The sequence below is a fragment of the Bradyrhizobium sp. LTSP857 genome (assembly GCF_000938285.1).
Lineage (GTDB): Bacteria > Pseudomonadota > Alphaproteobacteria > Rhizobiales > Xanthobacteraceae > Bradyrhizobium.
This window is the reverse complement of sequence record NZ_JYMS01000004.1, coordinates 66,410-77,145: the sequence shown is the minus strand read 5'-3', so window position 1 is coordinate 77,145 and position 10,736 is coordinate 66,410. Positions and strand designations below refer to the sequence as shown.

Here is a 10,736-nt window from a genome sequence, read left to right as displayed (position 1 = left end):
GTAATCGTCAATTGCCTGCCGGGTCGATTCCGTCAGCTCAAATTTTACCGGCCGGCCGGTCTTCCTTTGTCGGACGGTCGCGCGGTCGGCCGAATATCCGCCCGGCGCAACATCATCAACTTTCAAGGCTACGACGTCGCAGCCGCGCAGTTTGCTATCGATGGCGACGTTGAACATTGCCAAATCGCGCGTTCGGCCCTCGACCTGGAGCTTCGTTCGGATTGACCAAACGTGCTTGGGACGGTGCGGCGGCTTTGCGCCGATGATCTTGCCCTTGTTCCAAGGATCGTGTTTCGAAACGGCAGGGATGGTTGGGACATCGGCCATGGCGGACCTCCTCAGGTAGTGAGGCGGTCATTTTTAGCCCGCAGGCCTTCCAAACCCGCGTCCGCTTTGAGACGATTGAAGACGTACTTAGGTCCAATTTGAGCGAAGCGAGGGCAGCCTTTGATCCAAAGGCGACGTAGCGGCTTGCGCGCGACGCCAGACCGTGCCGTTCGCGAAACTCATTCGGAGAGCGCTCCCCTGATGTCGCGCCAGTATTCCTCCGCAACGTCGGGGTCGATTTCGACAGCCGCGGAGCTTTCAGGATAGAGGTGATCCTTGCCATCTTTTCGCGGACCCGAAATCCAAAACCTTTCTCCCGTCTCAACGTCGAAGTAGTTTGCCTTGAACCCACTACCTTTCAGGCTTTGGAAAGTGCGCCCTCCATAGCTGATGGATTTGCCCGTTTTCGAGAACGAGACGCGACCAATCCGCGCCGGTCCATTCAGCGACGCGGATTTGTTCTCGACATACATGATACGCGTTTTCGGCATGCTCTAAACTCGAGATGGCCAAGGTCTGTTTTATGGCGGCTGGTAAGGGCCTTCTGCTTCGAATTAGTCGCGCACAAAGAACTTATGATTGGCTACGTCGATGGTCTTTCCCGTCAGTGATGATGGATCGTCGTTGGTGGTGAACACAATTTCTACACCATGAACCGTGTCGATGATGTCGGACGGCACTTGAGCCCTTGAGTACGCACCAAGAACCCAGCCCGCGCCGTGACTTCTCCAATTGGTGTCGTTCGGCCCTTTAACTGCTTGATCTTTTACCCAACCAATCCACGCGATCTGATCGCCTTCGGGCATTGCACGGCGCACCCCGTGCATGAAGGACTTTACAACCGCCAAAGCCCTATTGCTCAACCGCACCGCCCCCGGTGGCGGAGCGCTCTTCCGCAAAACTTCATCACTCTGAGGAGTTCGCGGCTGTTGCAAGATGCTATCCAACATCTTAGCGCCGTGAGGAGCACGGGCCGCGGAGCCTGTGCTGGAACTGGCATGGGCGACGTCATATGAACAGATCGTGGCAAAGACTATCGCCGAAACCATCGCCTTCATTGCTCTCGCTCCAATTGTGTGGCTCTTAGTTTCTAGCAAAGCGATGCATCGGCGCCACAGTGGTCGCTAGCCATGGTGAAAGCCAAGTTTATCTCAACAGCCAGCGCCGCGTGCCGTCGCCCGGATGCCCGCTTCTGGCCCATCAGCGAAGTAGCGGCGCACCTCGTTGAGGTCCGCTTATTAGGGCACAGCGGACTAGATTTGCTCTGGTTAAGTTCTTCGCATTTTGATCCGAAACCGACCCGTGTTGGTGCGGCGGCCGGTCGGAAATCGGGTGGATCGATCTGCGTGAAATCCTATCGTGGGCCAAGGCGCACATAGGAGCACGACATGCACAAATTCCATTCTATCGCAGCTCTTTGTGGAGATGGCCTCCGACCAGAACTGCGAGAGCTGTTCGAACGGCTGGCGATTGATCCTCACTCTGGGCTGCACATCCGTTCCGACGGCATGGTCCAAGCCGGCCCAGATCGCGTCTCCAAGGCGTCCACTCGAACTGAAAACATAAACAGAGGAACTAGCTACATGTCGAAGGAAAGTGACAACAAGGCGATCGTGGGTCGCTGGTTTACAGACTTTTGGGGGGCGACCTGCAACCTGAATATCGTGGATGAACTCGCAGCGCCGGACATGCTGTTGCAGTATTCGCTTCACGAACCTCGTCGTGGCCGCGACGACATTAAAGCCTTCATGACCGACTTTCGAAAGGCGTTTCCGGACCTCAACTTCTGGGGTGCCGCTGACCTGATCGCGGAAGGCGATTACGTCGTTGGACGCTGGGAAGGTGGTGGGACGCACACCGGCCCCGCTTTCGGCGACTTCTTGGCGGGATCACTGCCCGCCAACACGGGACGCAAGATGAAGTTCACCGGTACGACCGTCCTGAAGCTCAAGGACGGCAAGATTGTCGAGGAGATCGGCCTCGACGATGGTGTGGCGGCGTTGACCCAGCTTGGACTTATCGAGACTGCCGCATACGTCCCCGTGCGCTCAGAGCGTCCACTCCTTCAGGGAGAGCTGGGGAGTGGACCAACTTGATCATCGCGCCGTACTAAGGCATCCGTCTACTCCCCTTCAAGGGGCGTGCCCGTCATCGCATCCGTGTTTTCGATTGGACGGATGATCTTTTGTCTCTCGCCGGTCGAATGAGGAACGTCGGCACTTCTCGTGAAGGAGGTGAAGGAGGTGAAGGAGGTGCTAAGTACGGTCTGTACTTTAGGTAGTTAGAACGGCGGCGCTTTGAAATTTGCGCTCTCACGCCATATCCGGCCAAAAACGAAAATGCCGAAATCGCGAATAGTATAGCTATACCCAACACAAGACAGGCCTCGCTAAGCAATATCCGAATTTGCCGGTCTGAAATTAATAGGCATCGCGTTCGTCTCTCCCGTAAAAGACATTAAATCGACGTCTTGAATTAAATCAATTAAATAATATGAAGTTCATCACGAAATGTCACTTCTTCCGGGTAGAGAATCACCCGTCCTCAGGGGGCGCATGTTCAGCGTTCGTGCTCTGGAAAATGGCGATCGCTGTGGATCGTGGCTAAGCCAGCGCCCCCTTGCGACTTGAGGATAGCGGTCCACCGGTAGAGGCCTTCGTTGCACGGCGTGCGTACTCTAAACGCGCCGGCCGGAATTTGTCCGTTGGGCGGGAGCAGTGTTTCGCCCCCGCCCAGCTCTCGTTGGCCTTGCGTCAGTGCTAGTGAGAGGGTTCGAGCCTCAGCCGGAAAGTTTGAAACTACAAACGCTGGCGATGGCGCGTTGCCCCGACAGCCATCAACTCCGTGCCACGAGTAAATAAGCATCGGTTGGTCAGAGTTTGTTTCTTGACCGAATGCGGCTTGTGGCAATGCACAAGCGAGCACGATTAAGACGATCGATGATCTCATCTGAATTCCTGAGGGGGAGTGGCCTCCCAGCGTATCGGGCCTTATCTCTCGTTGGCAAGGAGGGTGTCGCGCATGTTGCGGATTGGTGCACTCCCGTTCAACTCTTCAGGCCGGCCGTCCACACGCCCTTCAAGGCAGCAAAAAGCCCGCTCGGAAACGGGCTTTAAGCGAGGGGGCGAGTTTCTACCGGCTCCCCGAACCAATCGGTTGCTCCGGAGAGCCTGGTCCTGAGCCCGGTGCGCCGACCGGCAAACCATTGGCAGTGTGACCGACGCCGACGCCAGATGCACCTACGGCGCCGGCACTGGCCGCACTGTTCGGAGCAGCGGTGTTCGCTCCTGTTGTCGCCGCCTTCTGTTCTGCGGACACAGTGTCCGCCGTCGACGATTGCGTGGTCGTCTTGGCGGGGGTTTGTGGCGGCTGCGTCGAGCTTGAGGTCTGGCCGTTGTTCTGGTTGCTGTTCGATGCGGCCGGAGAGGTACCTTGCCCGATCGGGTTAGAGAAAGGAGCGCTGCTGGGGTTGGTCGCTGTGGCGGCATTTCCGTTGGTCCCCGCGGCGGTCCCTGCGCTTGACGTACCTGCAGCTCCTGAGCTTGCACCGCTACTGCCGGATGCGCCGCTCGACGCCGCTCCGCCGCCAGCACCACCTCCGGCGCCTCCACCACCTTGGGCCAGGACAGGCGGCGAGACAGCGAGGCAAAGTGCGATGGCAAGTAGAGATTTGCGGTTCATGACCTTCTCCATGATTGAGCAGGTCAACCGCGCAGGATCAGCGATCGTTCCTATTCAGTCCACTCCTTCAGGGGTGCGGACTACGGCGCTCCTTTCGCCCGCCCGATCCGTTCAAAGGCGCGATCGGGGTTGCCTCTTGCGCTTCCGGATTGCCTGTTTGATCTGCTCCCGCAATCGGAGGATCTCGGCATATCGAGCATGAAGCTCTGGGTCGAAGAGCGGTGCAATTGTCCGCTTCTTGGGGCGGTTGCGTTTCCTCATGTCGCAACTTAACCGCGGCTTCCGGTCGGAGCACCTCGTTTCCGAAATTAAGCTTGATGGACGCGTCGCAGGTTAATTCTGGAACTGGAGGTCTGGTCTCTTCGGAGCCGAGTTGTCGACTCCCTTCAAGGCAGCAGGCGCCGCTCCTCAGGGGAGCCTATTCGCAGGATCGGCCAGGGCGGCTGTTTCGCTTACTATAAACTTTGGCGCGCGTTTTTCTTTTGCGTAGTTTTCGTCAGTATCTACACGCACTTCAATTTCCAAAATTGATTCACCCAGATCCCGGCGGTTCTTTCCCGAGATGCGCAGTTTGAATTTGTCTATGCTTGGATCGTCAGACTGGCTGGCGATGTAGCGAAAGCCCGGCCCGACCACGATGAGTTTACCTTTGGATGGGGCGTCCAGGACGCTCACGCTGTAAATCTGCATGTAAGACCAGCGCAGACCCTGGATGCAGTCGTCGCCAGCGGCAATGTTGATGGTCCAATGCATCGTATCCGACGAAAGCGCGAACGGCTGCTTTTCCCTTACGCAAGTCGGGGTCGCGCTCGCCGGGCAAGCTGCGGCGACCGACACGGCGACGCCGAGCGCTATGGTTAAGAGACTACGTTTCATCCGAATAGCTCCCCTCCGTCTGCCGGGGAAGCTAGCAAAGACGCCTTGAAAGCGCTTTGAGCAATCAATTCAAATTTGAATCATTCGCTCCTTCAGGGAGGGTGAACTCCTCAAAGCCGTCGGCGTCTATCGCTCGCCGCGGCGCCGCTTATTTGGAGCCGCCAGCCGTGGCGGTTCTCGTGTAGTAAGGCGCATCACTGGCGGCCTCTTTCATTTGCCACCCATGCTGCGGCAGCGCCTGTCGGTTACGGACTGGCAGCTTCGCAACGGGGGCGCAACGTTAGGTACTTCCATTTGCTTACTGCACGCGACGCCAGCGCAGGTCAAGATTTGCGTTATTTCATCGCAAACGGATTTCCAGTGAGCATCAAACTTCTCCTCGCAAGAATTCTACAGAGCGAATTGGCGGCCCGCGGCGTCGACATGCTGCACCATCTGACTACGAACAGATTGCCGAACGGCTCGTGGAGCAGGTCAACGACATCGAACTGAGTTTGTCGGCGCGAAGCTTTAGCAGCAAGCCAGAGTCGGAGTAGGGGCGCTGTAGTATCGGCCTAACCCGAAAGTAGATTGTCGCGACAATCGGTACACCGGCTGTAGCTATTTCAGCTAAAATTTATTTTGGATGTGTAGCCATTGCAGATACACCTTAGGTTGAATTACAACAGCAAAATGCGGTGATACTTCGCAGGCGAGTCATATGACGTGCCGCGAAGGAACATCATCACCATGCAAGACATCATCACCATGAATGACATCATCACCGCACAGTTGGCTGCGAACGAAAAGCTATTAGCTGATTTGATTCACTCAGGCCGTATCGACGCGACATCCGCGGCGAAGCATATGAGTGATGGCGAGAAGGCCGCGGCCGCTGGAATAGTGATGGAGTTGAGAGTCCTCGATTTAGCTTAGCCTGATCCGCCCTCAGCAGAACCTATTTCGCGAGCGTTCGCCGTCCCGGCATCACCGGGGCGGTTTTTTTGTTGCGAGTGTATATGAATTCAACTTAAGATATTCAATGTTCCCATACGAGTGGAGGCGCAGTGATGACAATGCAAAATGCGGCTCCGGAAAAATCATCCGGCCCAAGCATCCAAGCCATCTGGGGAATTCTCGGCGCCTTGGCCGGCATCGTTACGACGATCTTTGCTGCCGGTATCTATTACCAGAGTATGACGGCCAGACTAAACGACTACATCAAAAAGATAGACGCCAACGAGGCGGCCATTCTGTCGCTAAAAAATGAGTTGGCCGCGATAGTGACATTCAAAGCGGATTTGATCCGTGGACATGTCGATCCGGCATCGCCCGATTCATCCAACATGCTCTGCCCACAAGGTTCTTACGTACAAGGCATCGGAGCCGCCAGCCAGTCAGGCGGCGAGCATGGTCAGATATACGCGGTGAACGTAGTGTGCAGAAGATTTGGAACACCTTAGCGCACCACCAGCGTCATGAGCGGTCAGCCTGACAGGCAGGCCGCTCTAGTCGCTTAGTCCTGTTTTGCGCTCACATCTCACCTTCGATGCTTGATCCCAGTCGGGACGTATGCCTTCGGCGGCCACTTGCGAAACCGCACGCCCGTATCTGTGAACACGATCCCCGCAGCAGCGAGTTCGCTCATAAGAACTTCGAGGGTGGCTTCCTGCGGCTCCCGCTTGCCGGCTTCCAAGTCAACGAGCGTGGCGCGATGAATGTTGGCGGCTTCCGCTAAGTAGGCTTGCGACCACCCCAGTAGGCCGCGGGCCGCTCTGATCTGTGCCGCCAAAAGCGATAAGTCCCGGCCCGTCATAAATTCTAGACACACATTGAAGTTCGACATTTTGTCGGATATATGGTTGATCCATAATGGGGAAATTATGCCCGCAAGTCCATTGCCGACACCCGACCACATTCGGCCCGACACGCCTTTGCGGCTCCGCGATGCCGTTGCTTGTGCCTTCCCGCTTGGCGGCATGACCGTCAGTGGCCTTCGCCGTGAAGCAAGAGCAGGCCGGCTAGTTGTCGAGCGAATCGCAAATAAAGATTTCACGAGTCTCCGCGCTATCGAGGAAATGAGGAAGCTATGCCGCGTCAAAGCAGAGGGCCGCGCCTGTGGTGGCGAAGGGAGCGGCGTAACGACGGCAAGATCACCGCGAAGGGAACGTGGATCATCGTCGACGGTCGCGAGCATATCGCCACAGGATGCTTTGCAGGCGAAGATAGAGCGGCGCAGGAGCGCCTAGCCGCATACATCGGGGAGAAGTACGCCCCGGTGCGGCGCCTCAAAGATATTGAGGACATCGACATCGCGGATGTGCTTTCGATCTATGATGACGACCGCCGGGAGACGCAGGCCAACAAAGTCAAATTTGACGAGCGAATAGCGCGCCTAAACAAATGGTGGGGCGGTAAGACGCTTTCAGAGGTCAACGGAGCCAACTGCCGGGCGTACACCAAGTCTCGTGGCAGTAATGACGGGTCGCGTCGTGATTTAGAAGACCTTCGCGCTGCCATTAATCACCACGCCAAGGAAGGCTTTCACCGCGGAATCGTTCGTGTGGTTTTGCCGGAAAAGGGCCTGCCGCGTGAGCGGTGGCTGACTCGCAGTGAGGCCGCGAAGTTTCTTTGGGCATGTTGGCGATACCGTGAGACGCAAACGGTTCACGTCGGCCCCCTCAAGGGGCGGAAGATTGAGACCGACAAGCGACCTCTAAGACACGTGGCGCGGTTCGCGTTGATTGGCCTCTACACTGGCACGCGAGCCGGTGCGATAGCGACGGCTTCGCCCTTCCGTGCGGAAGGAAAATCGTTCGTTGATCTGGAAAGCGGTATTTTCAATCGGCTAGCGATTGGCAAGCGCGCCAGTACAAAGCGTCAGACGCCAGGTCCGTTGCCGGACAGGCTACTTGCTCACCTTCGAAGGTGGGCCCGGCTCGGGATTGCAAAGAGCTACTTCGTGGAATGGAATGGCCGGCCTGTGGCATCGGTCAAAACCGGCTTTGCCTCTGGGGTGCGAATTGCCGGCCTTGACGTGTCTGCCGGCAATGTCACGCCGCACACCCTCCGTCATACCGCAGCGACTTGGCTGATGCAGCGTGCTGCGCCCATGTGGGAGGCTGCCGGCTTTCTTGGTATGAGCGAAAAGACACTCCGCGACACATACGGCCATCACCATCCCGACCACCTGCGGGGTGCCGCGAACGCCATTGGAACGCACTCGGCACCGAGCAAGAACGTAGGGTTGGTTGTTTCATTGGTTGACGAGAAGGCGAAGCGCACAAAGCCGGGCCAAGCCCTTGAAAATACTGGTGGGCCCGGCAGGACTCGAACCTGCAACCAGACCGTTATGAGCGGCCGGCTCTAACCATTGAGCTACAGGCCCCGCCGCGAGACGGCCCGCGGGACTACGCGGCCGGCAACGGTGCGCGGTTCGTTTACAGGGATGGAGGCGGGGGTGCAATGCTGGGTCTAGTGGATGGAGATGCCGGCGCAGCAACGCATGCCATTTTCGAATACCCGAAATTGGCGATGATGCTCTTATAGTCCTGTTTTGCCCGACGGGTCAAACCGCCTCCGCCAAGGCTCGTTTTCCAATTCTGTAACCCCTTGTGATCGCTTGCTGTTTCTACTGTGCATGGAGTTGTTTTCGACGTTTTTGATCGGAGGGGGCCTTCCGGTCCCCCTCCGATGTCTCGCTGGCGAGCTGCAAGCTCGCGGCAGATCGCCGCCTAGTCCACCGACACCCCGGCGAACTCCACCACCTTGCGCCACTTCTCCGTCTCGTCCGCGACCAGCTTGCCGAACTCGGCCGGCGTCATCGGCTTGGGGATGCCGCCGGTCTCGGCGAGCCGTGCCACCAGCTTCGGGTCCTTCAGCGCCTCGTTGACGGCGTTGTTGAGGAGCTCGACGATCTCGGGCGGCGTGCCCTTCGGCGCGGAGATGCCGTAGAAGCCGACCGATTCGAAGCCCGGCACGGTCTCCGCGATCGCGGGTACATCGGGTACGATCGGCCAGCGCTGCGGCGAGGTCACGCCGAGCGCGCGGACGCTGCCGCCCTTCGCCTGCTCGAGCGCGGAGGGAAGGTTGTCGAAGATCAGCTGCACCTTGTTGGAGATGATGTCGGGGAAGGCGATGGCCGAGCCGCGATAGGGCACGTGCACCATGTCGCACTTGGTCATCGCCTTGAACAGCTCCGCCGACATGTGCACCGAGGTGCCATTGCCGGACGAGGCAAACGAGATCTTGCCGGGATTGGCCTTGCAGTAGTCGATGAACTCCTGAACCGTCTTCACCGGCATCGCGTTGGAGACGACCAGCATGTTGGTGAGCTGCATGATGCTGGCCACTGGCACGGTGTCGCGCAGAAAATCGTAAGGCAGTTTCTTGTAGAGCGAGGTCGAGATCGCGTTGTTGGGCGCGACGAACAAGAGCGTGTAGCCGTCGGGGGCTGCGTTGATCGCAGCCGCGGCTGCGATGTTGCCGCCGGAGCCGGCGCGGTTTTCGACGATGAATTGCTGGCCAAAACGGTCCGACAACCACTGCGCCATGATCCGCGCCACGATGTCGACCGGGCCGCCGGCGGCGAAGCCGATCATCCAGTGCACGGGGCGGTTGGGGTAGTCGGCGGCGGAGGCGGGAGGTGCGGCGCTGAACAGGCCTGAGATGATCGTGAGCCCAAAAATACTGTTACGCAAAATTCGCAACATGTCGCCTCCCATTGCTTTATTGTCGTTGCTTGCATGCTTTCACAAAAACTGTCCGCTGCCTACATCGTCAGAAGTCGATGTTGACGCGGGCGGGCCGGGACTCAATCAATGAAATTTGCATTCGTCATCCTTCTCGGCGCGGCGCTGCTGGCAAATCCCCTTGCCAGACCCGCCGCCGCTCAAACCGGAGGCAACGCCATTCCCACCACGACAATCAGCCATATCTTGAGTCTTGGCACCGCGACGCCCGGCGGCGGCTTTCCGCTCTATGGCAACGCCTTCGCGGAGGTGATGAATGCGGCAGATAGCACCCTCACCATCGCCCCGCGCAACACCAAGGGCAGCAACGAGAACATTCCGCTCTTGGAGAAGGGCGAGCTCGATCTCGCGCTGGTCGCGGGCGAGCCTGCTTATGAAGCTTTCGCCGGCATCGGCCGTGCGCCGGTGCGGCTGAAGATTCTCACCGCGATCTATTCCAACCCCGGCATGTTCGTGGTGCGCGCCGACCGTCCCTACAAGACCATTCGCGATCTCGTCGGCCAGCCGGTTGCGTTCGGCGCAAAAGGCTCGGGCCTGCCGATCCTGGCGCGTTATGTGCTTGATGGCCTCGGCCTGAAGCAGGACGAAGACTTCAAGGCGGTCTATCTCGATCGCGCCGGCGACGGCCCCGCGATGGTCGAGGACGGCAGTGTCGCAGCACTCTGGGGCGCCGGCATCGGCTGGCCCGGCTTTGCGGCGGTCGCGTCAAGTCCATCGGGCGCGCGCTTCATCGCGCCGAGCGCTGATGAGATCGCGCGCATCCGCGCCAAGCATTCTTTCCTGAAGCCGCTCAATGTGCCGGCCGGCTCCTACCCGAAGCAGTCCGAGCCGATCGCCTCGCTCGGCTCGTGGAGCTTTGTGCTGACGCGCGAGGATCTTCCGGATGATGTCGCCTATCGGCTGGCGAAGACGCTGCACGGCGCGGAGGCGGTTTTCTGCAAGAAACTCGCGCAGGCCTGCGAGACCACCGCCGCGAACACGGTCGCGGCGGCGCCCAAGCCGGAGCTGATTCATCCCGGCGTCATGAAGTATTTTCGCGAGATCGGCGTAGTGAAGTAGCGGGCTCTTACTTCCCTTCTCCCCTTGCGGGAGAAGGTGGCGCGAAGCGCCGGATGAGGGGTT

The 10,736-nt window shown here is 58.6% G+C and carries 10 protein-coding genes and 1 tRNA gene; 4 read left to right on the top strand and 7 right to left on the bottom strand.

From position 1 onward, the window contains the following. From UP06_RS00370 to UP06_RS00360, 3 genes are all read right to left on the bottom strand, one after another. The coding region (locus tag UP06_RS00370) for a site-specific integrase (RefSeq protein ID WP_044999651.1) at positions 1-327 on the bottom strand (327 nt) is incomplete at its 3' end. A 179-nt stretch (positions 328-506) separates the two neighbouring features. After that, entirely contained in the window at positions 507-818 is a 312-nt protein-coding gene (locus UP06_RS00365; protein WP_044999650.1) for a hypothetical protein, read from the bottom strand. A 63-nt stretch (positions 819-881) separates the two neighbouring features. Next, positions 882-1,385, bottom strand: a complete 504-nt coding sequence (locus UP06_RS00360; RefSeq protein WP_044999649.1) for a hypothetical protein — start codon at positions 1,383-1,385, stop codon at positions 882-884. A gap of 525 nt (positions 1,386-1,910) precedes the next feature. Between UP06_RS00360 and UP06_RS00355 the strand changes: the two genes are divergently transcribed. After that, entirely contained in the window at positions 1,911-2,423 is a 513-nt protein-coding gene (locus UP06_RS00355) for an ester cyclase (protein ID WP_082081189.1), read from the top strand. 1,993 nt (positions 2,424-4,416) lie between these two features. On the opposite strand, the gene UP06_RS00350 is transcribed toward UP06_RS00355, so the two are convergent. Beyond that, complete coding sequence (locus UP06_RS00350; RefSeq protein WP_063778848.1) at positions 4,417-4,884, bottom strand: hypothetical protein; 468 nt, start codon at positions 4,882-4,884, stop codon at positions 4,417-4,419. A 729-nt stretch (positions 4,885-5,613) separates the two neighbouring features. Between UP06_RS00350 and UP06_RS00345 the strand changes: the two genes are divergently transcribed. Together UP06_RS00345 and UP06_RS00340 are read left to right on the top strand one after the other, a co-directional pair. Beyond that, entirely contained in the window at positions 5,614-5,799 is a 186-nt protein-coding gene (locus UP06_RS00345) for a hypothetical protein (protein WP_044999648.1), read from the top strand. 134 nt (positions 5,800-5,933) lie between these two features. Then, the gene (locus tag UP06_RS00340) at positions 5,934-6,326 is read left to right on the top strand and encodes a hypothetical protein (RefSeq protein ID WP_044999647.1); all 393 of its coding nucleotides are present in this window, start codon (positions 5,934-5,936) and stop codon (positions 6,324-6,326) included. A 77-nt stretch (positions 6,327-6,403) separates the two neighbouring features. Here the strand turns inward: UP06_RS00340 and UP06_RS39510 are convergent, their stop codons facing one another. From UP06_RS39510 to UP06_RS00320, 3 genes are all read right to left on the bottom strand, one after another. Then, positions 6,404-6,781 carry a helix-turn-helix domain-containing protein gene (locus UP06_RS39510; RefSeq protein WP_050031507.1) on the bottom strand — a complete coding sequence of 126 codons (378 nt, stop codon included), beginning with the start codon at positions 6,779-6,781 and terminating at the stop codon, positions 6,404-6,406. Positions 6,782-8,175: 1,394 nt separating this feature from the next. After that, a tRNA-Ile gene (locus UP06_RS00325) sits at positions 8,176-8,251 on the bottom strand. Positions 8,252-8,597: 346 nt separating this feature from the next. Beyond that, a complete protein-coding gene (locus UP06_RS00320; protein WP_044999660.1) occupies positions 8,598-9,575 on the bottom strand; it encodes a Bug family tripartite tricarboxylate transporter substrate binding protein in 978 nt (325 codons plus the stop codon). 108 nt (positions 9,576-9,683) lie between these two features. Here UP06_RS00320 and UP06_RS00315 point away from each other — a divergent pair, with 108 nt between their 5' ends. Beyond that, positions 9,684-10,673 carry a TAXI family TRAP transporter solute-binding subunit gene (locus tag UP06_RS00315; protein WP_044999645.1) on the top strand — a complete coding sequence of 330 codons (990 nt, stop codon included), beginning with the start codon at positions 9,684-9,686 and terminating at the stop codon, positions 10,671-10,673. Positions 10,674-10,736: the final 63 nt, after the last annotated feature.

Excerpts from the sequence above, each read along its gene's own strand:
- UP06_RS00365 (WP_044999650.1), bottom strand. The coding sequence starts at position 818 with ATGCCGAAAACGCGTATCATGTATGTCGAGAACAAATCCGCGTCGCTG.
- UP06_RS00360 (WP_044999649.1), bottom strand. The coding sequence starts at position 1,385 with ATGAAGGCGATGGTTTCGGCGATAGTCTTTGCCACGATCTGTTCATAT.
- UP06_RS00355 (WP_082081189.1), top strand. The coding sequence starts at position 1,911 with ATGTCGAAGGAAAGTGACAACAAGGCGATCGTGGGTCGCTGGTTTACA.
- UP06_RS00350 (WP_063778848.1), bottom strand. The coding sequence starts at position 4,884 with ATGAAACGTAGTCTCTTAACCATAGCGCTCGGCGTCGCCGTGTCGGTC.
- UP06_RS00345 (WP_044999648.1), top strand. The coding sequence starts at position 5,614 with ATGCAAGACATCATCACCATGAATGACATCATCACCGCACAGTTGGCT.
- UP06_RS00340 (WP_044999647.1), top strand. The coding sequence starts at position 5,934 with ATGACAATGCAAAATGCGGCTCCGGAAAAATCATCCGGCCCAAGCATC.
- UP06_RS39510 (WP_050031507.1), bottom strand. The coding sequence starts at position 6,781 with ATGTGGTCGGGTGTCGGCAATGGACTTGCGGGCATAATTTCCCCATTA.
- UP06_RS00320 (WP_044999660.1), bottom strand. The coding sequence starts at position 9,575 with ATGTTGCGAATTTTGCGTAACAGTATTTTTGGGCTCACGATCATCTCA.
- UP06_RS00315 (WP_044999645.1), top strand. The coding sequence starts at position 9,684 with ATGAAATTTGCATTCGTCATCCTTCTCGGCGCGGCGCTGCTGGCAAAT.